Origin of the sequence: Streptomyces sp. NBC_00727 (assembly GCF_045161745.1) — a bacterium.
Lineage (GTDB): Bacteria > Actinomycetota > Actinomycetes > Streptomycetales > Streptomycetaceae > Streptomyces.
Genome location: NZ_CP108981.1, coordinates 4,448,630 through 4,474,126 on the forward strand (window position 1 = coordinate 4,448,630; position 25,497 = coordinate 4,474,126).

General features: G+C 73.5%; 20 protein-coding genes. 8 read left to right on the forward strand and 12 right to left on the reverse strand.

Annotation, left to right across the window (positions count from 1 at the left end; genetic code table 11):
* Nucleotides 1-2: 2 nt before the first annotated feature.
* The 7 genes from OG242_RS20220 to aroF form a co-directional block, all read right to left on the reverse strand.
* Nucleotides 3-1,376, reverse strand: coding sequence for a hypothetical protein (locus tag OG242_RS20220; RefSeq protein ID WP_405899492.1), 1,374 nt, complete (start codon nucleotides 1,374-1,376; stop codon nucleotides 3-5).
* A gap of 69 nt (nucleotides 1,377-1,445) precedes the next feature.
* The gene (locus OG242_RS20225) at nucleotides 1,446-2,729 is read right to left on the reverse strand and encodes an MFS transporter (RefSeq protein WP_405899493.1); all 1,284 of its coding nucleotides are present in this window, start codon (nucleotides 2,727-2,729) and stop codon (nucleotides 1,446-1,448) included.
* Between the two features lie 67 nt (nucleotides 2,730-2,796).
* Nucleotides 2,797-3,921, reverse strand: coding sequence for a histidinol-phosphate transaminase (hisC, locus tag OG242_RS20230; protein ID WP_405899494.1), 1,125 nt, complete (start codon nucleotides 3,919-3,921; stop codon nucleotides 2,797-2,799).
* Nucleotides 3,922-3,946: 25 nt separating this feature from the next.
* The gene (locus OG242_RS20235) at nucleotides 3,947-5,146 is read right to left on the reverse strand and encodes an NAD(P)/FAD-dependent oxidoreductase (protein WP_405899495.1); all 1,200 of its coding nucleotides are present in this window, start codon (nucleotides 5,144-5,146) and stop codon (nucleotides 3,947-3,949) included.
* 94 nt (nucleotides 5,147-5,240) lie between these two features.
* On the reverse strand, nucleotides 5,241-6,698 hold the full coding sequence (locus tag OG242_RS20240) for an isochorismate synthase MenF (RefSeq protein ID WP_405899496.1): 1,458 nt from the start codon (nucleotides 6,696-6,698) through the stop codon (nucleotides 5,241-5,243).
* 2 nt (nucleotides 6,699-6,700) lie between these two features.
* On the reverse strand, nucleotides 6,701-7,795 hold the full coding sequence (locus tag OG242_RS20245; protein WP_405899497.1) for a phenazine biosynthesis protein: 1,095 nt from the start codon (nucleotides 7,793-7,795) through the stop codon (nucleotides 6,701-6,703).
* A 19-nt stretch (nucleotides 7,796-7,814) separates the two neighbouring features.
* On the reverse strand, nucleotides 7,815-8,864 hold the full coding sequence (gene aroF / locus OG242_RS20250) for a 3-deoxy-7-phosphoheptulonate synthase (protein WP_405901668.1): 1,050 nt from the start codon (nucleotides 8,862-8,864) through the stop codon (nucleotides 7,815-7,817).
* Between the two features lie 474 nt (nucleotides 8,865-9,338).
* Here aroF and OG242_RS20255 point away from each other — a divergent pair, with 474 nt between their 5' ends.
* From OG242_RS20255 to OG242_RS20285, 7 genes are all read left to right on the forward strand, one after another.
* Nucleotides 9,339-10,010 (forward strand): cyclase family protein, encoded by a 672-nt coding sequence (locus OG242_RS20255; RefSeq protein ID WP_405899498.1) that lies wholly within the window; start codon nucleotides 9,339-9,341, stop codon nucleotides 10,008-10,010.
* Nucleotides 10,011-10,122: 112 nt separating this feature from the next.
* Entirely contained in the window at nucleotides 10,123-11,463 is a 1,341-nt protein-coding gene (locus OG242_RS20260) for an aldehyde dehydrogenase family protein (RefSeq protein ID WP_405899499.1), read from the forward strand.
* A gap of 115 nt (nucleotides 11,464-11,578) precedes the next feature.
* Nucleotides 11,579-12,676: a hypothetical protein gene (locus OG242_RS20265; protein WP_405899500.1), complete on the forward strand. Its 1,098-nt coding sequence runs from the start codon at nucleotides 11,579-11,581 to the stop codon at nucleotides 12,674-12,676.
* Between the two features lie 49 nt (nucleotides 12,677-12,725).
* Nucleotides 12,726-13,916 carry an ATP-grasp domain-containing protein gene (locus tag OG242_RS20270; RefSeq protein WP_405899501.1) on the forward strand — a complete coding sequence of 397 codons (1,191 nt, stop codon included), beginning with the start codon at nucleotides 12,726-12,728 and terminating at the stop codon, nucleotides 13,914-13,916.
* Between the two features lie 35 nt (nucleotides 13,917-13,951).
* Nucleotides 13,952-15,208 (forward strand): ATP-grasp domain-containing protein, encoded by a 1,257-nt coding sequence (locus tag OG242_RS20275; protein WP_405899502.1) that lies wholly within the window; start codon nucleotides 13,952-13,954, stop codon nucleotides 15,206-15,208.
* Nucleotides 15,209-15,483: 275 nt separating this feature from the next.
* Nucleotides 15,484-16,308 carry an RNA polymerase sigma factor gene (locus tag OG242_RS20280; RefSeq protein ID WP_405899503.1) on the forward strand — a complete coding sequence of 275 codons (825 nt, stop codon included), beginning with the start codon at nucleotides 15,484-15,486 and terminating at the stop codon, nucleotides 16,306-16,308.
* Nucleotides 16,308-17,507: a helicase associated domain-containing protein gene (locus tag OG242_RS20285; RefSeq protein WP_405899504.1), complete on the forward strand. Its 1,200-nt coding sequence runs from the start codon at nucleotides 16,308-16,310 to the stop codon at nucleotides 17,505-17,507. The genes OG242_RS20280 and OG242_RS20285 overlap by 1 nt, the downstream gene beginning before the upstream one ends.
* A 178-nt stretch (nucleotides 17,508-17,685) precedes the next feature.
* Here OG242_RS20285 and OG242_RS20290 read toward each other — a convergent pair whose 3' ends face one another.
* Nucleotides 17,686-18,612: a L,D-transpeptidase family protein gene (locus tag OG242_RS20290; protein ID WP_405899505.1), complete on the reverse strand. Its 927-nt coding sequence runs from the start codon at nucleotides 18,610-18,612 to the stop codon at nucleotides 17,686-17,688.
* A gap of 203 nt (nucleotides 18,613-18,815) precedes the next feature.
* Between OG242_RS20290 and leuE the strand changes: the two genes are divergently transcribed.
* On the forward strand, nucleotides 18,816-19,484 hold the full coding sequence (leuE, locus tag OG242_RS20295) for a leucine efflux protein LeuE (RefSeq protein ID WP_405899506.1): 669 nt from the start codon (nucleotides 18,816-18,818) through the stop codon (nucleotides 19,482-19,484).
* Nucleotides 19,485-19,506: 22 nt separating this feature from the next.
* Here the strand turns inward: leuE and OG242_RS20300 are convergent, their stop codons facing one another.
* The 4 genes from OG242_RS20300 to OG242_RS20315 form a co-directional block, all read right to left on the reverse strand.
* The gene (locus OG242_RS20300) at nucleotides 19,507-20,433 is read right to left on the reverse strand and encodes a class I SAM-dependent methyltransferase (protein ID WP_405899507.1); all 927 of its coding nucleotides are present in this window, start codon (nucleotides 20,431-20,433) and stop codon (nucleotides 19,507-19,509) included.
* A gap of 69 nt (nucleotides 20,434-20,502) precedes the next feature.
* Entirely contained in the window at nucleotides 20,503-22,983 is a 2,481-nt protein-coding gene (locus tag OG242_RS20305) for a YfhO family protein (RefSeq protein WP_405899508.1), read from the reverse strand.
* A gap of 3 nt (nucleotides 22,984-22,986) precedes the next feature.
* Nucleotides 22,987-24,357 (reverse strand): polysialyltransferase family glycosyltransferase, encoded by a 1,371-nt coding sequence (locus tag OG242_RS20310; RefSeq protein ID WP_405899509.1) that lies wholly within the window; start codon nucleotides 24,355-24,357, stop codon nucleotides 22,987-22,989.
* Nucleotides 24,357-25,334 carry a glycosyltransferase family 2 protein gene (locus OG242_RS20315; RefSeq protein ID WP_405899510.1) on the reverse strand — a complete coding sequence of 326 codons (978 nt, stop codon included), beginning with the start codon at nucleotides 25,332-25,334 and terminating at the stop codon, nucleotides 24,357-24,359. Before OG242_RS20315 ends, OG242_RS20310 begins: the two co-directional genes overlap by 1 nt.
* Nucleotides 25,335-25,497: the final 163 nt, after the last annotated feature.

Genomic DNA, 25,497 nt, shown 5'->3' on the forward strand with positions numbered 1-25,497 from the left:
GATCAGGCGGAGGGGGCCGGTGCCTCGTGCAGGAGCGCACCGACGTGGGCGCCGTTGGCGACGTTCACCACGACGTCGCCGGCGGCGGAGGGAATGGCCCGGACACTGCCGCCGATGAAGCCGTTGACGCCGGTGATGATCCCCCACACGGGGCGGAACCGGTCCACGCCGCCGCCCGGGACCGGCACGGTCTCCTGGGCCGGCCGCACCCGGCGCTGCAGCACGTGCGGGCTGTCGAGCGCGGCGAGCACGTGCGTGCGCCAGGCCTCGGGGGTGAGGTCGTCGGCCCAGCCGAGCACGACGCCCTTGCCGCCGGAGAGCGACGTGGGCTTGAGGACCAGGTCGTCGGCGTTGGCCAGGGCGTAGTCGACGAGGTCGACGCGTTCGCCGTTCTCCAGCGTCACCTCCTCGCGGCGGACCCGCCGCGTCCACGGCAGGATGCGGTCGAGGCTCGCGAGGGTCTCGGCCGGGAACAGGTGGCGGTTGCCCTCCTCCGAGAGCAGGGAGAGGGCCGCCTTGCTCGCGTAGGCGGAGGTGTCGAGCGGGGTGAAGACCTTGACCTCGCCCCGGCGCGCGGCGTCGAAGACGGGAGCGGTCAGCCGGGGGGCGTCCGGGGTGATGACGTCACGGATGAGGAAGGTGCGCACGATGATGTCGACGGCCCGCTCGCCGAGCCACACGCGTCCGTCGCGCACCTCCAGCTGACCGAGGTGACAGGGGGTGGCGTCGAGGCCGAGCCCGGCCCAGCGCTCGCACAGCTGCGTCATGTAGGGCAGCTCGTCGGAGAAGGCGGAGGGCCATTCGGTGAGCGCGACGACCGGGTGGTCGTCGGCCGAGAAGCCGGTCTCGGTGAGGATGTTGTGGACCTGCTCGCGCAGCGAGTCGACGAACGTCAGCCCGTGCCGTTCGGCGAACTCGGCGAGGACGGGGACCTCAAGGAGCTCACGGCAGACGTCGACGTTGTCCACGCCGCCTATCGCGCTGCCGATGTTGAGTTCGAGGAGCTTGAAGCCGGTCCCGTCGCAGACCAGGTCGGCGCGGCTCTGCCGGGTCATCCGCTCGCCCCGGTTCTGCATGACCGCGTCGACCTGCGGCTCGGTGAGCCCGACGGCGCGCGCGAAGGCGGCGAAGTCCCCGCCGAAGAGCCTCTCGGGCAGGCTGTCCAGCGCGCTGAGGAGGTTGTCGAGGTCCCCGGCGAGCCGGCCCAGTTCCTCACCGCCGAGGAAGACCGGGCGCGCGAGCCACAGGCCCACACCGTTGGGCTTGTCGCTGTTGAGGATCTTGTTCTGCGGCAGGGCGCCGAGCAGCTCCTCGCTCGACAGCCCCGCGGCCTCCAGCTCCGCGAGGTACTTCTCGGTCAACGTGACGCGGTCCATGTCGTGTCTCCTGATCGTGGTGCGGCGGGCGGGTGCGCCGCCGCGATGACTGCGTGGGGCGGGCCGGGGTCACTCGGCGGCGGTCGTGGTCGCCTTCCCGGGCGCGGAGGCGGGCGCGGGCACGGGAGCGAAGGCGACCGCCCCGGCGGGCAGGCTCCGCTCGACGCGTACGAGCACGGCCGCGCCGAGCGCCGCCGTGGTCGCGACGAGCAGCCACGGCAGACGGCCGTCGACGGCGAGCAGCGAGGTGAACACCATCGGGCCGAGGGCGTACGCCAGTGACCAGGACAGCTGATAGGTGGCCAGGTAGCGGCCGCGCAGCTGCTGGGGCGCGGCGAACTGCGACAGCGCTCCGGAGGAGGGGCTGTACACCATCTCGCCCACCGTCATGACGAGGACCGCGGCCAGCAGCCCGGCGAGCAGGAGCGGTACGCCGTGCGGCCGGACGGTGCCCAGCGCCGCCTGGCCGAGGAAGGCGACCGAGAAGAGCGCGGCGCCCGCGGCGGCGGCCCGGGTCCGGGTGGTGAAGCGGCGCCGGGAGAGCGCGGCGACGGGGACCCCGAGCGTCGCGCACAGCACGGTGTTGAGGAGGAAGGCGCTGCCGACGAGTCCGTCCGGCAGGTCCAGCACGCCCGCCGCGTACAGCGGGAGGAGCGAGGTGAGCGCGGAGAAGCCGAGGGCGACGCAGAGGTTGGCGTAGACGAGGCCGAGGAAGGGCCGGTCCTTGGCGACGACCCGGTAGCCCCCGCCCCGGGCACGCGGGACTGCCGGGTCGCGCGGCGGCGCGGGCGGTGTGCGCGAGGCGAGGAACCCCGCGGCGACGAAGCTCGCTCCGTTGAGCCACGCCGTGACGGTGTAACCGAAGTCGCCCGCGGTGGCGATGACGACCGAGGCGATCAGGGTTCCCGCGCCGAGCCCCGCGTTGTTCAGGCTGCGGCTGAGCGCCTGGAGCCGGTCCCGGTCGGTGCCCGCGGCGAGTTCGGCCAGCCGGGCGTCCTGGGCGGGCCGGAAGGCGCGGGTGCCCACCGAGGTGAACAGCGCCACGACGACGAAGACCGGCAGGGAGTGGGCGAGTGGGAAGCAGGCGAAGCTCAGCCCCCGCAGGACGTACAGGGAGATCTGCATGGTGCGGGCGCCGAAGCGGTCCACCGCGATGCCGACCAGGGGGACCGCGGCGATGCTGACGAGCCCCGTGACGGTGAGGACGAGCCCGATCAGCGGCAGGGGCAGGCCCGTCACATGACGGAAGAACACCAGGCTGAACGGGACGTACATCCCGGAGCCGACCGCGTCCACGGCGATTCCGGAGACCAGGGCGCGTTCGCCCGGGAACCGGGGGCGGAGAAAGGACATGCGTCTCCCAATGTGCGAGCCGGTACACCGCCGGCTCCCGGTAGGTGCTGGGTGGGGCTGATGCGGGTCAGGACGGCGGGAAGGCCGTGGCCGCCGTGAGGAAGGCGTCGTTGTCGGCGGGCAGACCCAGGGTGACGCGGACTCCGGCATCCGGCACGGCCCGTACCGAGATCCCCGCGCTCGCGCAGTGCGCCCCGAAGGCCGCGGCGCTCTCGCCGAGCGGCAGCCAGAGGAAGTTGGCCTCGCTCGCCGGCACCCGCCACCCCAGCGCACGGAGGGCGTCGGTGACACGGGTGCGCTCCGCCGTGATGATGTCCGTCCTCCGCCTCACCTCCCCGCCCGAGCGCAGGGCCGCGACGGCGGCCGCCTGGGCCACACTGCCCGCGCTGTACGGCAGATACGCCTTGCGCAGCACGCCGATCACGCGGGGGTCGCCCGCCGCGTAGCCGATGCGCAGCCCGGCGAGCCCGTAGGCCTTCGAGAAGGTCCGCAGCACGACGAGCCCGGGGCGGCCGGGCAGGAGGGAGAGCCCGTCGGGCGTGTCCGTGCCGCGCACGTACTCGTGGTACGCCTCGTCCAGGACGACGAGGCAGCCCGCGGGCACCCGGCCGAGGAACTCCTCCAGTTCCGCGCGGCCGACGACGGTGCCGGTCGGGTTGTTCGGGTTGCAGACGAAGACCAGCCGGGTGCGGTCGGTCACCCGTTCCGCCATCGCCGTGAGGTCGTGGACGCCCTCGCGCAGCTCCACCTGGACCGCGGTCGCCCCGGCGAGCCGGGTGAGGATCGGGTACGCCTCGAACGAGGGCCAGGCGTAGAGGACTTCGTCACCCGGTCCGGCGACTGCGGTGATCAGCTGCTGGGCCACGCCGACCGAACCGCAGCCGAGCATGATGCCCTCCGGGTCCAGGCCGAACCGCTCCGCGAGCTCGGCGACGAGGGCCTGACCGCCGTTGTCGGGGTAGCGGTTGACGCCCGCGGTCTCCTCCGCGATCGCCTGCGCCACCTTCGGCAGCGTGCCGAACGGCGTCTCGTTGGCGGCGAGCGCGTAGGAACGCCCCTCCGGGGACAGCGCGGGCTTCTGCGGCCGGTAGCTCACGAGGCTGCTCAAGGCCGCCCGGAACCGGGGGAGTTCGTCCGACCGGTCCTGAGTCAGGTCCTGGGGCAGGTCCTGGGTGTCGTGCGTCGTGGTCATGAAGGGGGTGTCCTCTCCGCGTCGGTCAGGCCGCACGCAGCGCGTCGCGCAGTGCGGTGGCGGGATCGGTGGCGGCCGGGACGTCGACCGCACAGCCGTTGGTCAGGGCGCGGCGCGCCTGCACCAGGTCGCGGGGGCGGTCCACGGTGAGGACCGCCCGCAGCCGTCCGTCCTCCAGCCACAGGACGGCCCAGTCCGGGTCCTCGGGCGAGCCCCGCAGCACCACCTGGTCGGCGCCCCGGTGGTCGCCCGCGTACTGCACGGTCCGGCCGAACTGCTCCGACCAGAAGTACGGGACCGGGTCGTGGCACACGTCCTCGCCGAGCAGCGCCGCGGCAGCGGGTTCGCTCGCCCTGAGCGCGGTGTCCCAGTGCTCGACCACCATGCGCCGTCCGTACCGCCGTGACCACCAGGCGGCGCAGTCGCCGAGCGCCACCACCTCGGGCCGGGCGGTGCGCAGGGACTCGTCGACGACCACGCCGCGCGCCAGGGCGAGCCCGGAGCCGGCGAGCCAGCCGACCGCGGGCCGGGCACCGATGCCCACCACCACGACGTCCGCCGCGAGGAACTCCCCGTCCGCCAGGCGCAGTCCGCCCGGGTCCACCGAGGCCACGGCGGTGCCGCAGCGCAGGGTGACCCCGGCCGCCGCGTACCACGGGGCCGTCCACGCCCCGATGTCCGCTCCGACCGCGGCGGCCAGCGGAGCCGGGCCGGCCTCCAGGACCGTGACCCGGCAGTCCTTCCCGGCCGCGACCGTGGCGATCTCGGCGCCGATCCAGCCGGCGCCGACGAGCGCCAGGCGGGTGCCCGTCCGCAGCAGCGGGCGCAGGGCGCGCACGTCGTCCACCGTTCGGACCACGTGCTGCTCCCCGTCGCCGGGCAGCCTGAGGGGTTCGGCGCCGGTCGCCAGGACGAGGCCGTCGAAGGGGAGCGGACCGGCCGTCGTCCTCAGGACCCCGCCCGGCCGGCGGTCGTCCAGTTCGAGGGATTCGGCGCGCTCGCCGAGGCGCAGGCCGAGGCCCAGGCCGTCCCAGTCGGTGGGGAAGGAGGTGTCCTCCTCCTCGCGGGCCAGGACCGACTTGGTGAGCGGCGGGCGGTCGTACGGCGGGTGCGGCTCCGCGCCGACGAGCGTGAGGGCGCCCGGGTAGCCGCGGGCGCGCAGCGCCGCGGCGGTGTGCGAGCCGGCGAGTCCGCCGCCGACGACGACGATGTTCTCCATGGTCAAGTTGCCAGGTCTCCGTGGGGCGTGGGAAGGACGGGGCCGAAGGGGCGCGGGCTCCGGCGCCGCCCGGTGCGGGGCGGCGCCGGAGCCCGGCCGTTCAGTCGAGACCGAGGGCGGCGCGCATGGGCCGCAGCTTGGCGCAGGTCTCGGCGTACTCGACCTCGGGGTCGGAGTCCGCGACGAGGCCGCACCCGGCGTACAGCGACGCCGAGGCACCCCGTACGAGCGCGGAGCGTATGGCCACGGCGAACTCCCCGTTCCCCTCCTGGTCCGCCCAGCCGACGCCGCCCGCGTACCAGCCGCGGTCGAAGCCCTCGTTGCGGGCGAGCCACTCCAGTGCCTCGGCGCGGGGGTGACCGCCGAGCGCGGGCGTCGGCTGGAGCCGGGCGGCCAGGCCGAGGACTCCCTCCGCCGAGCCCTCGGGCAGCCGTCCCCGCACCGGCGTCGACAGGTGCTGGACGTTGGCGAGTTTGAGGACCCGGGGCCCGGACTCGGCCGTGACGTCGACGCAGGACTCCGCGAGCGCGCTGCTCAGCATCCGCACGACGACCTCGTGCTCGTGCAGGAGCTTCGTGCTGCCGGAGAGCTCTGCCTCCAGCGCCCGGTCCTCGTCGGGGGTGTTCCCGCGCGGGGTCGTCCCGGCGAGGCCCAGGGAGTGGACCTCCCGGTCCTCGACGCGGACGAGGTATTCGGGCGTCGCGCCGAGGAAGGTGGTGTCACCGTGGCCGAGGGCGAAGACCGTGGTGCCGGCGTAGGTCTCCCGCATCCGGCGCACCGCCGCGGGCACGTCGAACTCCCGGTCGGCGGTGACGTCCACGCGGCGGGCGAGCACCACCTTCTCGAAGTCGCCCGCCCGCATCCGGTCCGTGGCCCGGCGCACCAGGTCCTTCCACTCCCCGGCGGCGGGCGTGTCGACACTCGCGCGCGGTCGGGGGGAGGGCTTCGGCCCGCTCGTGTCCCGGGCGGCCAGGCACCGTTCGGCCCGCAGGGTCAGTGCCTGTGCGAGCAGCCCGGGGTCGTCGCTCCCGTCCACGAGGGCGTTGAGCCGCAGCTCCGCCGTGTGCGTGCTGCCCGGCGCCTCATGGGGTGCGGAGGAGCGCAGCTGGAGGAGCGGCACCCACAGCAGCGCCTCGGGCAGCTCGCCCGGCGCCCCGCCCGTACCGTCGCCGAACGCGAAGCCGCCGACGGCCAGGGGCCCCGCACCGTATCCGCTGCCCTCGGTGACCGCGTCGCGCACCAGCTCCGTCCAGGCGGCCCGGACGGCGGGGATGCGGCCGGCTCCCGTGCCGCGCAGATCGTGGGCGCTGCCGAAGGCGAGGACGGTCGTGCCGTCCCACGCCGACTGCCAGTACAGGGAGCGCCCGGCGTGGGCGCGGGCTCCCGCCCAGATGGCGAAGGGGTCGGCGAGTGCGCACGGGACGGCCCAGCTGACGAGGGCGTGGTGACCGGTGGCGCGGGCCCGCTCGACGCCCGCGCGGCAGGCGTCCACGAGCGCGGTCAGCTCGTCGGGCGTGAGGGTGAAGGCGCCGGGGGCCGGCGCGGTGTCGACGCTCATTCCTAGTACACCCCCTCGATGATGGACTGGCCGCTGTCGCCGCTGTGCACCTGGATGTCGGCGACGCCGTCCTGCGGATAGCCCGCGGTCGGGGCGACGCGGACGAGCGAGTCCCGCTCCAGCGTCCAGGGCACCAGCAGGTCACGGGAGAGAAGTCTGATGCGGGCCTGCCCGCGCTCGCCGTGAGCCACCTCGCGGGTGGGCTCCGCGGGGTCGACGACCTTGACCCTGCTGTACGGGTGGAACGGCACGAAGACGCACGGGTGGGTGTCCCCGGACTCCCGGGGGCGCTGCGGGGCGATGCCCATCATGGTGTTGCCGTACAGCCCGACGACGGCCGCGCCGGGGAACAGCTCCTCCTCGAAGGCCCGCAGCGTCTCCGGGCTGACGCTGGTGCCGGCCCAGACGATGCCCCGCACCTTGCGCTGTACGAGGTCGAGGAGGGCTTCGTCGGCGCAGAGGGCCTCCAGCACCGGCGGGGTGGCGAAGAGGACGGAGACGGGCTGCGTACTGAGCACGTCCCCGGCCTGCGCGAGGATGTGCTTGACGTAGCGCCCGGCCTCCTCGCCCCTGCCCTGCTTGACGCAGTTCTTCACCCAGCGGGGGTCGAAGTCGATGTAGTGGCAGAACGTCGAGCGCAGCTGGGCGAGCAGTCCGACGGAACGGCCGACGATGTGCGGGCCGGTGGGGCCGATGTGCAGCCAGTGTCCCTCGCCGGTCCCGGGCACCCCGTGGGCGGCGAGTACCTCGCTGACCCAGTGGACGCCGTTGCGCCGGGAGCGCGATTCGACGATGCGCTTGGGCGAGCCGGTCGTGCCGCCGCTGTCGAAGACCTGGAAGTCCCAGGGGTCGCCGGCGGTGCCCGCCGGAACGAGGTCGTCGACGGAGACGGCCCGCCACTCCTCGCTCACGTCGGGGAAGAGGTCGAGGTCGTCCCAGGTGCGGATGTCCGTCAGGGGGTCGAAGCCGAGGTCGGCGGCGCGCTTGAGCCAGAACGGGGACCCCGTCTCGGGGGAGAAGTGCCACCGCATCGCGGCGGGTACGAACTCGTCGGGCCCGAGGTCCGAGGTGAACGGGTCGGTGATGTGGCGCGACATGCTGCTCTCCAGGGGGCGGTCAGGCCGAGGCGAGGGAACCGGCGGGGCGGGCGGTCGCCGCGAGCGGGCGGCCCAGGGCCCCGAGGAGCGGGACCAGCTTCTCCATGAGGTCGGCGAACTGCGCGCCGTCGAGAGCCTGGGCGCCGTCGCACAGCGCGGCGCGGGCGTCGGTGTGCACGTCGATGATGAGCCCGTCGGCACCGGCGGCGGCCGCGGCCAGCGACATCGGTCCGACCAGGTGCGGCTTCCCGGTGCTGTGGCTCGGGTCGACGATGACCGGGAGATGGGTGAGGCGCTTGGCCTCGGCCACCGCGCTGAGGTCCAGCGTGAAACGCGTACTGCGGTCGTAGCTGCGGATGCCGCGCTCGCACAGGACGACGTCGTCGTTGCCCATGTGGAGGAGGTACTCGGCGGCGAGCAGCCACTCCTCGATCGTGGCCGACATCCCCCGCTTGAGCAGGACCGGCTTGCCCGCCGCACCGGCCTCGCGCAGCAGCTCGAAGTTCTGCATGTTGCGCGCGCCGATCTGGAGCATGTCGCTCTCCTCGGCGACGCACTCGACGTCCTTCGGCGTGACGACTTCGGTGACGACCGGAAGTCCCGTGCGCCGGCGCTGCTCCGCGAGGAGCGTGAGACCCGCGAGCCCGAGGCCCTGGAAGCTGTACGGAGAGGTGCGGGGTTTGAAGGCGCCGCCCCGCAGCACGATCGCGCCGCCGGCGTGCACCAGATCGACGATCCCGGTCATCTGTTCGGCGCTTTCCACCGCGCAGGGGCCGGCGATGACGACGAACTCGTCCCCGCCGAAAACCGCCTGGACATTCTTGCCGACGCGGACGCGGGTGTTCTCCTCGCGGAAGGCGCGGCTCGTGAGCCGCTGCGGCCCCGCCACCCGCAGGACGCGGGCGACATCCGGAAGACCCTCCAGCATGTCGGCCAGTTCCGGCGTTCCGGAACTCTCGGAGACGAGCACCGCGGAATTCCCGAGGATGGTTAACGCGGTATTGATGCCGTTTTTCGAAAGGACGTCGACTACGGTTCCGGCACTTTCTCTGGGTGCCGATGAATCCATTATGACGATCACGGAATGGCCTTCCAGGAGCCTATTACTTCGGTTCTCTTTTTGTGCCGAGGGTGACAGTAGCGAGCCCGTCGCCGACCCGCAAGCACCATTTTTCGATGGCCCCAAACGGGCATACCTACGAAAAGGTGCAACTGCTCTCATTCGCGAGGTAGCGGTAGCTATGCGCGTATACGTATGTAGAGGTGTGAAGAGGATGGAGTCCGGCAATCAAGCTGCGCATACCGGATGATCCACATGTAACGCCCGGCCGGGTTGCGGCTACCTGTGCAGGGACCGGTGCAGCGAGTGAAGGTCACGTGAACGTGGCGGCCGTGTCGGACGCGCCGCTTTATGGAATTCTGCACTCCGCATTTAGTTGAATGTTTAGTTTCTGATTTTCCTGGAGTTTCCCTTGTGCCGTGTTAGGTTCTCCCGGGTCCCGCCGCCCCGGCGGGTCGTTTCCGTTCGAGCGTGGAGTGCAGCGTGAAGCTGATCGACATTAGTCAGGGCTGGTCCGAGGGCATGCCCGCCTACGACGCGCCGTGGTATCCGGAATTCCACATTCAGCGCGCCATGACCCCGGCGTCCGACCCCTCGGGAACCGGCAGGACGTTCTCCAACCTGGAGATATTCCCCCACAACGGGACACATGTGGAGGCCGGCTACCACTTCTTCGAGGACCGGGAGAAGATCGACGAGGTCCCGCTCAGCACGTTCGTCGGCCGTGCCGTCGTCGCGGACCTCTCCTACAAGCGCGACCTGGACCCGGTCACGGGCGAGGACCTGGAGAAGGCCGTCCGCGACGTGTGGCAGGAGGGGGACCGGCTGCTGATCCGCACGGACCACCCCGACCGGTACCTCGGCCGCGAGGACTACTGGGACAAGCCCCCGTACCTCACCGTCTCGGCCGCCGACTGGATGGCCGACAACGGCACCACGCTCGTCGGCATGGACTGCATCACCGAGCGGCCCGACGACCGCAGCGGCCAGGTGCACCGCCGGCTGCTCTCCGCCGGCATCCCGATCCTGGAGAACATCCAGAACCTCGGCCTCATCGCCAACCCCGTCGTCCAGCTCATGGCCCTCCCCATCAAGGTCGCCGACGTGGAGGCCGCACCGGCCCGCGCCGTGGTCTTCGACGGCTGGCCGTTCTGACCGACCCGAGCCGCGACCCATACCGGTTCCGGGCCGGTCCGGCACGGTGCGCCCCCGGCGAACCATCGAACCGGCCCCGAACCGGCCCCGATCCGGAGGAAGTTGATCTGGCGTGCTGTTACCCGTACCCGCTCTCCGCGCCGGCGAGGAACGCACCTCCCGCGACACCCGTGTGCTGCACGGTGTCACCGGCGAACCCCTGGCGACCGTCCACGAGGTCCCGGCCCTCCTGGCCCGGCTGACGGTCAAGAACATGCGGCAGGCACCCGAAGCGGACGCCGCCGAACTCCTCCCCGTCCTCGCCGAGGCGGGCAGACTCTTCGCCAAGGCGACACTCGGCGGCCAGACCCCGGAGGAGTACTGCCACCTCCAGGCGCTCGCCTCCGGAGTCCCCGTCACGGTGGCCCGCGGCGTCCTGGAACGCGTCGCCCGCGACACCGAATCGCTCGGCGAGGCGGTCCGCCACCAGATACCCGCCGGCGCCGGCACCACCGCCCGCTGGGTACGCCGCGGCCAGGTCCTGTCCGTCATCGCCCCCAGCAACCACCCCGGCACGCACGGCGCCTGGCTCCAGGCGATCGCCATGGGCTACCGCGTCGCGGTCCGTCCCGGCGGCCGCGACCCCTTCACCCCGCTGCGCCTCGTCCACGCCCTGCTCACCGCCGGGCTCCACCCCGGCCGGATCAGCCTCCTCCCCGGCGGGCACGCCGCCGCGGACGCCCTCACCGAGGCCGGTGACCTGGCCCTCGTCTACGGCGGCGAGGACACCGTCGCCCGGCTGCGCGGCAACGACCGGGTCCTCGTGCGCGGACCGGGGCGCAGCAAGATCCTCGTGGACACCGAGGTGGACGAGGCGCTCCTCGACCACCTCGTCGCCGAGATCGCGGGCGACGGCGGGGTGCGCTGCACCAACACGACCGCCGTCCTGACCACGGGCGACCACCGGCTCCTGGCCGAGCGGCTCGCCGAACGCCTCGCCGCGCTCCCCGCCCACCCCGTCACCGACCCACGCGCGGTCCTCCCCGTGCGGCCCCGGCCCGAGGCCGAGGCGCTGCGCGCGGCCGCCGCACGCGCCGCCGGGACGGCCCCCGACCTCGTCGCCGCCCACCCCGGAGAACCGCTGGTCCCCGTCGGCGGGGAGGCCGTGGCACTGCGGCCCGCCGTGTTCCTCCTCGACCGCAGCGACCATCCGGCGCTGGCGACGGAACTCCCGTTCCCCTGCGCCTGGGTGGCCCCGTGGCAGGAGTCCGACGGCATGGCGCCCCTGGACGACTCGCTCGTCCTCGGCCTGCTCACCGAGGACGCCTCCCTCGTCGAGAAGGCCCTGGCCATGCCCGGGGTGCGCACCGTCGTCCACGGCCCCGTCGCCCGGTGGTGGCTGGACCCGTACCTGCCGCACGACGGCTACCTCGGCCAGTTCCTCAACGAGGCACGCGGCTACGCCCGCGTCTAGGGCCGGCGCGGTACGGGCCGCTCCCCGCAGCCTGCCCGTACCGCCACCCCGCCCCGCCGTACGACACATCTGCTCCCGTCCTCGTCCCACGCCACGACGCACCGAGGTACCCGACATGTCTGCTGCTTGCCCCGATCTCCCGCTCGTCGTCCTCCCCGCGAACAACCTGGTCCGGGCCGCGTCCCGGCCGGCCGAGCCCGTCGCGGCCGCGCTGCGCGACGCGGTGACCGCGCTGGAGGACCTCCACACCGAACTGCTGAACCCGCGAGGCGTGCGCGTGGCACCGCTGGGGGACGCCCTGGAGACCGCGGCGGAGGCCACGGCCCGGCTCGCGACGCGCGCCCGGGTCGCGCCGATGGACGCCGCCGCGCTCACGCCGATCGTCCCGAACCACACGTACTTCGGTGTCCGTACGGCCCCGATCGACGACGCCCGGCTCGTCTCCGAGGTCACCGTCATCGTCGCCCGGGCCCTCGCCGACCTGAGGATCGCGCGCCTCTCGCTGAACCAGCAGGCCGCCGAGGTCCTCGCGATGGTCCACGTCCTGCGTCGCCTGGACCCGCAGGACGCCGAACGCGACCCCGCGTCCCCCGAGACGCCCGCCGGCCCGGCTCCCGTCACCCCCGACCAGGGCGAACTGACGCGCTGGGTCATCACGCACCACTTCTACTTCGTGCTCAACCTCGCTGCGGCCGACTCCGTGAGGCGCGCGCTCGACGAGCACCGCGACGGCGAGACGGCGGCGGCCGGCGAAGCGCTGCGCGAAGCGGCCGTGTACGTACGCGCGTTCACCGCGGCGATGATCCAGTCCGGCGACATGTCGGCGCCCTGCTACGACGCCGAGGTCCGGCCCACCATGGCACCGCCCGCCGTTCCCGTGGCGCTCACCGGGCGCACCCAGCCGGAGCACAAGGCGTTCCGCAAGGCGATGCGCACCCTTGCGCAGACCTGGACCGACTCCTTCGAGAAGCTCGCCGCCGACGCCCCGGAGGTGGCGCTCGCCCGGGACGCACTCCTTGAGGCCGATCTCCAGGACATCGAGCAGCACGTCACCATCACCGCCGCACTCGTCGGCGACGACACCTCGATCATCCAGTCCGACGAGGCCGCGGGCAGCGCCATCGCCATGCTGCGCACCATGCGCCACACACGCGCCGAGCAGTACCGTCCGCTGATGCGCTTCGGGGACAACGTGACGCTGATCGCCGACTGACCGGGCCGACGACGGCTTCCCCCAAGAACAGAATCGGAGATCACAAGAGATGGCTACGCGTATCGCCCTGCTGGGCGGCCGGCCGAGCGTGCTGAAGTCGGCGGCGGAACTCGGCTGCGAGATCACCATGCTCGCCAAGCCCGGTGTGTACGACCCCGAGGCCGCGCGCCGCTGGTGTGCCGAGGTGATCGACGTCGACCTGGGCGACCCGCAGGCGGTCCTGGCGGCCGGGCGCGCGCTGCAGGCCCGGCTGCCCGTGGCCCGCTTCTTCTCGCCGGCCGAACTGGGGCTCGTCACCGCGGCCCGGCTCAACGAGGAGTTCTCGCTCGGGGGCAACTCCCTGCGCAGCGTCACCCTGCTCAAGGACAAGTCCGCGATGCGCCGCCACCTGGAGGGGACCGGGCTGTCCCCGGTCCGCTTCGCCGTCGTGCACAGCGCGGAGGAACTGGCCGGCTTCCTCACCGGACTCGGCGGCCCCGGCATCGTCAAGCCCCTCGACTACGGCGGCAGCCGGGACGTCCACAAGGCCGAAGGGCCGGGGCAGGCCGCCGAGGTCTGGGCGCGCGTCGAGGCCGCCGGACGCGAACGGATGCTGGTGGAGGAGTTCCTCACCGGCCACGAGGTGAGTGTGGAGGGCTTCTCGGCCGATGGCAGGCACACCGTCGTGGCCGTCACGGACAAGCTCCTCGGTACCGGCTTCGTGGAAGCGGGCCACTCGGTCCCGGCCCGCGTGGACGAGCGGACCCGCGAGGAGATAGCCGAGCTGACCGCGCGCCTGCTGGACGCGGTCGGCCTCGTCGAGGGCCCCTCGCACACCGAGATCATGATCACTCCCGACGGGCTGCGGATCATCGAGTCCCACAACCGGGCGGGCGGCGACAACATCCCCGAACTGGTCCGGCTCGCCTACGGGGTGGACCTCGTACGCGCCGCCGTCGCCGTCCCCCTGGGCATCGAACCCTGGAAGGACGAGGTCCCCGCCCCGCTCGGCGGCGCGGCGATCCGCTTCCTCGCGGCCGAGCCCGGTGTGGTGAGCGAGGTCGACCTGCCGGCCGACGGACTGGAGGGCGTCACCCTCGGCGTCAGGGCGAAACCCGGAACGGTCATCCCGCCGGTGACCTGGTCCGCCGACCGCGTGTGCGGCGAAGTGATCGCCGTCGGCCGGGACGCGGAAGAGGCCGTGACCCGCGCCGAGGCGGCGGCCGCCCGGATCCGGATCCGGACCAGCCCGACCGCCTGAGACCGCCCCCGAGCTTCCACACCGGTGAGGAAAACATGAATGCTTCCAGCGCCCCGGCGGTCGTCATCGTCGACGCCTACGCCAGTTCGCGCTGTCTCGCGCCGCTCTTCCGGGCCCGCGGCCATGACTGCGTCCACGTACAGAGCACGCCCGACATCCCCCCGAACTACGCACGCGGCTACCGCCCCGACGACTTCGCCGCGCACATCGTCCACCACGGCGACCTCACCGAGACGCTCCGGGCCCTGAGCGCGCACCGGCCGATCGCGCTGATTCCCGGAGTGGAACGCGCGGTGCCGCTCGCCGACGCGCTGAGCGAGCAGCTGGGCCTGCCGTCGAACGGCACCGCGCTGAGCCCGGCGCGCCGCGACAAGTACCGCATGATCGAGACCGTCAGGGCGGCGGGCGTACCGGCGGTCGAACAGCTCCGCACCACCGACCTGGACGAACTGCTGGGCTGGTACGAGAAGACCGGCGGCGGCCGGGTCGTGCTGAAGCCGGTCAGCAGCGCGGGCAGCGACGGAGTCTTCTTCTGCTCCGGCGCCGAGGAGGTCTCGGCCGCCTTCCGCTCCCTGCACGGCAGCACCAGCGTGCTCGGCCAGAAGAACGAGGCCGTCCTCGCACAGGAGTACCTGGTCGGCCACGAGTACATCGTCAACACCGTCAGCCGCGACGGCGTCCACCGCGTCTCCGACATCTGGAAGATGCACACCCTCGGCGCCAACGGCGTCGCCGAACTGGCCGCCGGCGCCGAGCTGCTGCCCCGGCGCGGACCCGAACAGGACCTCCTGGTCGACCACACCGTCCGGGTGCTCGACGCCCTCGGCATCGCGCACGGCCCCGCCCACACCGAACTCAAACTGACACCGGACGGCGTGCGCCTGGTCGAGACGGGAGCGCGGGTGTGCGGCGCCGACGTCCATGTGCCCGTCACGGCGGCGCTCGGCACCAGCCAGCTCGACCTCACCGTCGAAGCCGGCACCGACCCCGATGCCTTCCTGGCCGGAGCCGACGACGACTACCGCGTCGCCCGCCACGCCCGCATCGTCAACATGGTGGCCCCCCGGGGCGGAACACTGCGCTCCTACCCCCGGCTGGCCGAACTGCGCGCCCTGGACAGCTTCCACGACGTGCTCTTCCGCACCCGGCCGGGCGACACGGTGCACCCGTCCACCGACGACTGGACCTTCCCGCTCCGCGTCTACCTCCTGCACGAGACCGAGGCGACCGTCGCCCGTGACGCGCTGACCACGCGATACCTGGACGGGGACGGCTTCTACGAACTCGCCTGACCGGCACGGCCGTTGACAGCCGTGGAACGACGACCGGGGCCGCCACCCCCCACAGGAGAGGCCCCGGTCGTCTTCCGCGGGGCCGCAGGACGACCCCGTACTCATCTCAGCGCCGTGGGTGCGTTTTCTGTCACACCGGGGCGCGGCGATGGAATGTTGCGGGTTGTACAAGTCATGGACGCGGTGCACGCAGAGGACGTAGCGTGCTGAGTCGCGCAGGGTGGCGCGGCAGTGGTGACCAGCTGCGATTCGGACAGCAGGGCAGGGTTGAGGTAGTGCTGGGGGACGACGCGGGGCTTACTGCCGCGGTGCTCGCGGCACAGCACGGGGACGAGGACGCCTTCCGTACTGTGTACCGCGCTGTGCAGCCGCGGCTGCTGGGTTACATAAGGACGCTGGTGGGGGAGCCGGACGCCGAGGACGTGGCGTCCGAGTCATGGCTCCAGATAGCGCGGGATCTCGACCGCTTCACCGGGGACGCCGACCGCTTCCGGGGCTGGGCGGCGCGCATAGCCCGCAACCGTGCCCTGGACCATCTGCGGATGCGCGGCAGGCGGCCCGCCATCGGCGGCGACGAGACGGAGCTCTCCGACAAGCCGGCCGTCTCCGACACGGCCGACGAGGCGATCGAGTCCCTGGCCACCGGCCGCACCATGTCGCTCATCGCCCAGCTGCCGCAGGACCAGGCCGAGGCCGTGGTACTGCGCGTGGTCGTCGGGCTCGACGCGAAGAGCGCGGCCCAGACGCTCGGCAAGCGCCCCGGCGCGGTCCGCACCGCCGCCCACCGCGGCCTGAAGCGGCTGGCGGAACTGCTGCGGGCGGACAGCGTCGCCGCCGTGGACGGCGGCCCCGGCGGCCCGGGCGCAACGGTGGCGGCGGACGGCGGTCCGGTCGGACGGCCCGTCGCCGAGGCACCGGTCCCGCCCCGCGTGCCGGGCGGCCCCGAGGCGCCGTCGGTCTCGCTCCGGGAGAATGCGCCGGGCGCACCGGGCCGGACCGGGGGGCTCGGCGCCGTACCCGTACAACGCCTCCCGCACACCGGCCTGGTGGCTCCCGCCGGTGTGACGCATTCGCGTCTGTGGACGCAGAAGGACATGTGATGGCCGACGAGCAGTACGCATGGCTTGACAAGGAAGCGGCGGAGAAGTTGCTCCGCGGCGAACCGGTCGACCCTGCCGATGGCCGTCCCTGTCAGGACGCCGAACGCCTGGCCGCCGCCCTCGGCGACGCGGCCCGCACCGCCCTCCCCGCCACCGGCGAACTGCCCGGCGAGGCCGCCGCGCTGGCCGCCTTCCGCGCCGCCCCCAGCCGCGCCGCCGCTCAGGCGCCGGCCGCACACGGCGAGGGCCCCGAGACCGCGGTGCTCGCCCCCGTCCACATCGGCAGGGCCGCCTCCGGCGCGGGTGGCGGGGCCACGGGTCCGCGCGGTGACCGCCCGTTCCGCTGGAGCCGGCCCCTGCGCTTCGGCCTGGTCGCCTCCCTGGCGTGCTGCGCCATAGGAGGGGTGGCCGTGGCCGCCGGTTCCGGGATGCTGCCCGGGCCCTTCGGCCGGCACACCCCCTCGCCGGCCACCTCCGTCTCGGCCGCCGCCTCCCCGGAGGAACTCGGCGCCGACGCCGTCCCCGACGAGGAGACCTCCGCGCCCCCGCCGCCCGGCACCCCGTCCCCGGACGCCCCGCCCCCCGGCAGCGGCACCGGCGAGGACGAGGACACCGCGCGCCCCGAGGGCGGCGCCCCCCTGGACGGCAAGGGCGACGGGACCACCGGCACCGACCCGACGGGCGGCAGCCGGTCCGGCGACGGTACGGGCCCCGGCGAGGCCGGCTCCGACGAGGGCGCCGGCGCCTCGGACCCCGACAAGGGGAACGGCCGCTCCGGCGACGACGACGGGGACGCCGCCGGCGCCTGGTACGCCAAGACCCGGAAGGCCTGCCGCGACTACCGCGAGGGCAAGCTCGACGACGAACGCCGCACCCGCCTCGAAGCCCTGGCCAAGGGCGCCCGCAACCTGGACCGGTTCTGCGACCGGCTGCTCGACGGCGAGGGCGGCGAGGGCGGCGAGGGCGGCGAGGGCGGCGAGGGCGGCGAGGGCGGCGAGGACGGGCAGGGCGGCGACAAGAACGGCGGCCCGGCCGACGGGGACGCGGATCAGGGCGGCGACGCCGCCGGCCCGCTCCCCTCGATCCGGTTCTCCGAGTCGCCCGGCCCCTCGGCGGCGGCCATCGCCCCGGACCCGGCGCCGTCGGGCTCCGCCGCGGCGGACGACCCCCGGCCCACCGCCGGAGCGGCTGTCCGCTGACCGCACGTACCGGCCGGTGTGACGTTTTCCGGCCTCCCGACGCTGTACGGAATGAGCCGACTGGTCATCGGCAGCGCCCGGAGCCGGGGTTCCCCCCGTACCTGCGGCTCGGCGCACATGGCGCGGGCGGGACACGTTCCCCCGGTCCCGCCCGCGCCCCTCTCCGTTTCCGGTGCCGCTACTTGTAGACGACGACCTTGTCGCCGTTGCGGACCGCGGCGAACAGGGCCGCGATCTTCCCCTCGTCCCGGACGTTCACGCATCCGTGCGAGGCCCCGTTGTAGCCGCGGGCCGCGAAGTCGGACGAGTAGTGCACGGCCTGGCCGCCGCTGAAGAACATCGCGTAGGGCATGGCCGTGTGGTAGATCGTCGAGACGTGGTGCCGCGACTTCCAGTACACGGAGAACGTGCCCTCGCGGGTCGGCGTGTACTGCGAGCCGAACCGTACGTCCATCGACGAGACGACCTTGCCGTCGATCATCCAGGACAGCGTGCGGCTGTTCTTGCTGATGCAGAGCACCCGCCCGGTCAGACACCGCTTGTCCGGCTTCGCCGCCGGCCGGGTGGTCGGCGGGTTCAGCTCGGCGGCCGTCGGCTCGTGCGTCATGCCGAGGAGCCTCTGCCAGGTGACGGTGTCCGTCCTTCCGGTGCGCGACAGGCCGCGCTTGCCCTGGAACGACTGCACGGCGGCGACCGTGACGGTCCCGTAGTAGCCCGTGGGGGTGCGGTTGAAGTGCCCGATCTGTCGCAGCCGGGCCTGGAGTTCGCGCACCTGCTTGCCCTCGGACCCGCTCGCCATCAGGACCTTGCCCTGCGGATCGGCCGTGGGCGTGGGTGGGGGCGTGGTGCGGCTCGCGCCCGGCTTCGGCGAGGCCTTCGCCGGCTCCTTCGCCGGCGTGCTCGCGGACGGACTCGCGGAGCCGCCGCCCGGCTTCGCGTCGTCGGTGGGGGAGCCGCTGCTCTCCGGCGCGGAGGGCGCGGCCGAGGCACCGGACGCGGGCTGCTCCTTGCAGCCCGCGGTCACGGCGGCCAGCGCCACAACGGCCACGGCGGCGGCCGCCCCTCGGAGTGCGTAACCGCGCCCGGTCCTGCCCGTGCGTATCATCCCAGCCCCCTGTGTCCTCGGCCCCGGCGTCGTCGGCCCCTGAACCCGCGTATCTCATGGGACGGGTTCCCGCTCCACCCGGTTGCCGAATCCTGTCCCGCACTTCCCGTCGCGCTTCTGTGACAGAGAACGCACCTCCGCGCGCCGATACCCCCGCAAGACCCGCTTCCGGATCATTCCGCCCGCGTGCGAGACTCCGTCCCATGCTGGGTGTCACCGATCTTCCGACCTATCTCGCCGGCCTCGCGCTCATCGTCCTGCTGCCGGGGCCCAACTCCCTGTACGTACTGTCCGTCGCCGCGCGGCGCGGGGTGCGGACCGGGTACGTGGCCGCCGCCGGGGTGTGGACCGGCGACGCCGTGCTGATGACGCTGTCCGCGCTGGGCGCCTCGTCGCTGCTGCAGACGACGCCCGTGCTGTTCGCGATCGTCAAGTACGCGGGCGCGGGCTATCTGACCTGGATGGCGATCGGGATGCTGCGCGCGGCCGTGTCGATGTGGCGCGAGCGGCACCGGCGGGTCGCCGAGATCACGGACGAGGAGCGGGCCGAGGCGCAGGCTCCGGGGGCCATGGAGCGGCCGTACCGGCGGGCGCTGGTGGTCAGCCTGTTCAACCCGAAGGCGATCCTCTTCCTCATCTCGTTCTTCGTGCAGTTCGTGGACCCCGGCTACGCCTACCCGGCACTGTCCTTCCTGGTTCTCGGCACCCTGCTCCAGATCGCCAGCTTCCTGTACCTGTCGGCGCTGATCTTCGGCGGCACCCGGCTGTCCGCCGCCTTCCGCAGGCGCCGGCGGCTCTCGGCCGGCGCCACGTCGGCGGCCGGGGTGCTGTTCCTGGGCTTCGCGGCGAAGCTGTCGCTCAGCAGCGTCTGACGGGTCCTTCAGGGGCTACGGGTCACTCCGCCCGCAGATACGCCGACGTCGCCACGCGCCCCAGCAGCCGCAGCCGCGAGGCCCCGTCCGCCAGGTGCTTGTCCAGGGCCTCCTGCACGCCCGGCCACGACGGGTCGCCGTAGTCGTCGAGCACCACGACGCCGCCCGGGGCCACGATCTCCTCGACCCACTCCAGGTCCGCGGCCACCCCCGCCATGGAGTGGTCGCCGTCCACCACGATCACTCCGTACGTCCGGTCGCCCGCCTCCGCCCGCACCTCGGGGGCGCCGGAGAAGCCCTGGACAATCCGGGGGTGGTGCGTCGTGCCGCCCCCGGTCAGCGCCAGGTTGGCGCGCACCACGTCCTCGCGCACCGGGGTGCCCGTGGGGTCGGCGGGCTGCGAGGTGCCCGGCTGGAGCTGGGAGCCGGCCAGCGGGTCGACGATCGTCAGCTCCGGCTCGATGCCCGCCCGGTGCGTCATCCGGGTCAGCGCGGCGGCGAACAGCCCGTACAGCGTGCCGATCTCCAGGATGCGCCCGTCCGGCGGGGCCAGCAGCGGTACGGTCGCCAGCTTGCCGCACACGTTGGACGTCGAGCCCGCCATCCGGCCGACGCCCAGCGCCTCCAGCGCGACCACCGTGCGGTAGGCGGCCACCACACTGCGCCGCGCCGCCGCCCCGTTCCCGGCCAGGGACGCCACCTCGCCGACCAGCCGGTCGACCTCGCGGGCCGGCGGTATCCGGTGTGCGCCGCGTCCGGTGCCGTCGAGCAGCAGCTCCAGGGCGTACCGGCCGTGCCGATCCTCCTCGTACTCCCGTCGCAGAGCGGCGAGTTCACCGCGCAACGGCCCGGCGGCGCGCTCCACGCGCTGCTGGATGCGGCGGTCGACCAGGGCGGTGGCGGGGCGCAGGGCGCGCCGTGTCAGGCGGTTGTTCAGGAGGGAGACCATGGCTGGGAACGTACGCGCGAGCGCCGGGCCGCCCCACCACGCGAAGATGAAGTCTCGGTGTCGTCGCGGCTACGCGGCCGGGCGCCGACGCCCCGCCACCACCACCCCCGCCAGCCCCAGCAGCGCCACCGCCCCGACGAGGCCCCCCGCCTTCAGCCCGGGTGGCCGGAACGTGCAGTCGAGGACCGGCCGGTCGCCGCTCACCGGGGCCGCGACCAGCCCGAGGTACGAGCCGGCCGGGCGGCCCCCGCAGCTCCAGCCGGCGATCCGGGGTGCGGCGAGCACCGCCAAACCGCGCGTGCCTGCGGGGAGGTCGGCGCGTACAACGCTCCCGGTCACCGTCACCCGCGTCGCCCCCGTCCGCTTCAGCCCGGCCACCGCGTCGGCCAGCCGGACCCGGTCCAGGCAGCCCACGGCCTCGTGCGGCACGGTCCCGGGCCGGGCCACCCGCAGCGTCACCGCGAGCGCCCCGCCGCCGTCCCCCAGCGTGCGCAGCTCGGCCCTTCGCCCCGGCAACTCCCCTCGGTAATCGGCGACTTCGCCCGCCCCGAGCCGCGCGCGGCCGAACAGGTCCGGCGCCCACAGGTACACCTCGCTGCCGGCCGGACACGTCGCACGGAGGGTGTACTCACCGGGCCGCACCGCGTAGTCGTACGCTCCCTCGTCGGGCGCACCGCTCCCGTCCGCCGCACGCAGGGCGGTCGCCGGCACGGTGTAGACGGACGCGCCGAGCAGCTTCTCCTGGTTGCGGAAGGGGGAACGCCCGTAGCGCACCCGCTCGTTGTCAGCCCGGACCGTCACCAGCGGCGGCACCTCCGCCCGCGTCACCGTGACCGGGCGGGCGTCCGGGCGGTTCCAGCCCTGGTGCGGGTCGCGCGGCATGTGCACCCGGGCACCGACGGAGAACACCGCGTCGGTCACCGGGCTGTCCAGGTCGTGGAGGGCCCGACCGTTCGACGTCCAGCCGGCGCCCAGGGCGAGGAAGGTGCGGGTCAGCACGTCCGGGGTGTGGCTGCTGTAGTACGCCCCGCCCTGGCCGCCGACCAGCAGCGGATCGTTCGCCGTGCTCTGCTCCAGGCCGGGGTCCGTCCGGTAGCGCGGCCAGCCGTCCGCGTCGGCGACCGCCGCCGCCTGAAGGCGCTGGCGCTCGCCCCAGGGCGCGTAGTCGTCCAGCCGGCCCAGCCGCTGCCGGTCGGCGTACGCGGTCGTCGCGGCGGCCTGCCCGGCCTGCGCGCCGATCAGCAGCAGCGCGGCCAGCACGGCGAACCGCCCTCGCCGGGCCAGGACCAGGGCGCCCGCCACGGCTGCCAGTCCCGCCGCGAACAGCGGATACGTCCACGCGGTGACCAGGGCGCTGGACACGGCCCCGGCGGCGATCAGCACGAGCACCCCGGCGCCGCCCAGCAGCGCCCGCCGGTCCGGCCAGGCCCGGGCGACCGAGAGCCAGGCGGCGATCACCACGAGCCCGGACAGCACGAACGTCTGGCGGTACGGGCTGCCGTTCGGCGTCGCGAAGGCGTGCCACAGCAGATGCGTCGGCCCCCACTGCAACGACAGCGCGACCCCGGCCACGAGCCCCGCCCACACCAGGCGTTCGGCGCGCGGGACGGCACGGTGGAAGGCCAGGGCGCCCGCCAGGAGCAGGGCGCCGGTGCCGAGGAACAGTGCCGGGCTGAAGAAGCTGTACGTCGCCGGCAGCAACCGGGCCGCGACGTCGGGCCAGGCGGCCGGGGCGAACTCCCGCGTCCAGCCCGGGTAGGCGTGCCGCGTCCCGAGGAACACCGGCACCAGGACCGGCGCGGCCAGCCCGATCCCGAGCGCGACCGTCCGCACCGCCCGCCCCAGCCCCCGTACGTGCTCCCGCCGCGTCCCGTCCTCCAGCACCAGACGCACCACCAGCACCAGCGCCGCACCGAGCGTCGCCATGTACGCGGTGTAGAAGTTCGACACCCAGGCCAGCGTCACGAGCAGCGTGCCCAGGACCGGCCGGCGGCCCGTGCGCGCCCACTCGGCGGCCAGACAGAGCAGCGGGAACGCGATCAGCCCGTCCAGCCACATCGGGTTGTACACGGCCTCGATCACCGACCACCCGCACAGCGCGTACGAGGCCCCGAGCACCGCCGCCGCCCACTCCTTCCCCCGGCCCCGGCGCAACGCGGTCAGCAGCCAGGCCATCGCGGCGGCCGCCACGCCCGTCTTGACCAGCGTGACCACGTAGACGGCCAGGTCGATCCCGTCCCTGGGGAAGACCCCGACGAGCAGGGCGAACGGGCTGCTCAGATACGTACCGAAGTCCGGCAGAAAGCTCGTGCCGAAGCCGGACTGCCAGTTCAGCAGCAGTCCGCCGTCCGCCCGCCCGTGCAGCAGGTCCCAGAGCCGGGCGTGGAACGGGACGAACTGATTGCCCAGGTCGTTGACGCTGCGGGTGTGCGGACCGAACGGGTAGCTGCGGGCCACCGCGTCCCCGGCGCAGACGGTGAGGGCGGCGAGCAGGGCGGCCAGGGCGGCGGCCCGGGGGCGAGGGGACCGGGGTATCGGGAGTTTCCTCATGGCTCAGCCGGCCGCAGCCCTCTTCAGTGTGCGGGCCCGGCGCGCGATGCGGCGGACCGTCGCGTTGCGCGGGATGAACGTGAGCTGGGCGGGAATGGCCCCGGGCAGCCCGAGTGCGGTCAGCCGGCGTCGCTTGAAGTAGCGGCGCACGGCCTCGCGGTGGCCGCTCAGGTAACGCTCGGCGACGGGGCGCAGACCGGCCTGGAGCTGCGGTTGCATCGCGTAGCCGACCGCGCCGACGAGCCCGGCGGCCCCGCTCGCGATCTCCTCGGGCGGGGGCATCGACCAGCCGGTCACCGCGGCGGGGTCCGCCAGGTCGGGGAGCAGCGCGTCGACGATCGTGACGGGTATGCGGTTGCTGTTCTGGTACGGGCTGAGCTGGTGCAGCAGCGGGCCCGTGCCCAGGCGGGCGACCGGCAGCCCGTAGAACGAGGCGGCGGTCAGCAGGGCGGTGGAGAAGCAGCCGACGACCAGGGCGGGGCGCATCGTCTCGAACAGCGTCTCCGCCAGGACCGGGGTGTCGGCCACGGTGAGCTTGGCGCCAAGCCGTACCGCTTCCTCCTCAAGGGCCTGCGTCCAGTGGGCGGGTGCGCTGGGGTGCGGTTTGAAGACGATACGGGTGTGGCCGAGGGCGACCGCGCCGCGCACCATCCCGGCGTGCAGCTCCTCCTCCTGAGCGGGCGTCAGGATGCCTAGCGTGGAGAGGTACTGGCCGAGCAGCAGCGCCGGACCCGGCCCCTCGCCGGCGACGACCGGGGCGGCCACCGGATCGGTCAGCTCGCCCAGGACCTTCAGGAACGCGTCCGTCGGCACGATCTCCGGCTCCACCCCGAACTCGGTGAGCAGCAGGGGCTTCAGGCCCGGCACCAGGTCCAGGTGGAGGAGCCGGCGGACGCGGGTGCCGACCAACTGGTCCAGCCGGCTGCGGGTCGGCCCGTAGCTCATCAGCCCGTCCGCGTACACGTGCAGCGGGCTGTCCCCGAACACCGTCGCCAGCGCCTGGGCCGGGTTGGCCTGGATGGACTCGCAGGCCAGCTCGACCGGTTCGTCCCCGAGGTCCCAGGCCGCGCGCACCGCCCGCTCCCACAGCGGGGCGTCCTGCCCACGGGGGGACCAGCCGGCCGGATGGAACGGGCTGATGAAGTCGTTCCATGACCGCACCGCGTCGAACTCGTCGGCCAGCACCTCGAACCCGGGCCGGTGGTGGAGCGGGGTGCCGAGCTCGGGCGAGGGCGAGGTGTCGCTCACGACGAGGATGCGCCGGTGCTCGGAGCGCGGGCCGAACATGCCGGAACGCAGGGCCGCGACGAGCGTGGCGGCGGCGTACTGCGTGCACGCCGAGAAGATCTGGATGGTGGACCGCTTGCCGGGCATCAGGCCGCGACCTCCCGCGAGACGGAGCGCCGGCGCACCCGGCGCAGCCGGTCCGCGCGGCGCTCGCCCAGCGAATTCAGCGTTTCCGCGAGAACGTCCTGGGGCATGCGCCGCAGGGAAGCCGCACTCATCGAGCGCAATTTCCTTGCCACTGCTGGTTCGAACCTTTCGATCGATTCCAAATGGTGTGCCATGACCGCGCAATACGTGCGCACCGCTTTCGGCATCAGACGGTCCGCATCCGGATCCTGCGCTGTTTCCTCCAGCACCTGGTCGAACGCGCGGATGAAGTCGAGCTGGCGCACATCGCCGATCTGGGTCAGCGAGGAGGCGACCCCGCGCCGGTAGAAGACGCCGGGCAGGCCGACCGCCGCGAAGGAATCGGCCTCCCGGTGCAGCCGCCAGATCCAGGGCCGGTCCTCCGCCGTGCGCAGTCCGTCCCGGAACCGCAGCACCCCGGACTCCGCGAGCCTGCGGTGGTAGGCGCCGGCCCAGGCGTACGCGTAGTCCACGGGCGTCGACCGGTCGGCCGGAAGGATCACCTCGCGCGGGCTGACCACGGTGTCGCGCAGCCCGAACGGGACGCGGTGGACCGTGCGGACCCGGTCGGTGAACTGCACATGGTCCGTGCGGACGAAATCGCACCCCAGGCCGGTGATGGCGGCCAGCAGCCGCTCGTAGTGCCCGGGCACGACCCAGTCGTCGCCGTCGAGGAACGTGAGGTACTCGCCGCGCGCCGCGTCGATTCCCGTGTTGCGCGCGGTGGCCAGGCCCCCGTTCTTCTCGTGTGCGACCAGCACGGCACCCGGGAGTTCGCGCTCGGCGCGCTGGAGGATCTCCAGGGTCCCGTCGGCCGAACAGTCGTCGACGAGAATGAATTCGACGCCCTCGCGGGCGTTGGCCCGCAGACTTCTCAGGGTGTCGGGGGCGTAGGCCCGAACGTTGTAGAACGGCACGATGACGGAGAGCTTGACCACGCGGTACACGCTAGGGGCCGGTCCGGCATTTACCCTTGCCCCGACGGGTACGGCAGGTGAACGAAGAATGTCGGGACAATGAACCGGCCCGTTCCTCTGCCCCGCGACAGCCTTTCCGCCTGCTGATTCGCCGTTCGTCGGCACGCTGTTAACCCGCTGTTGC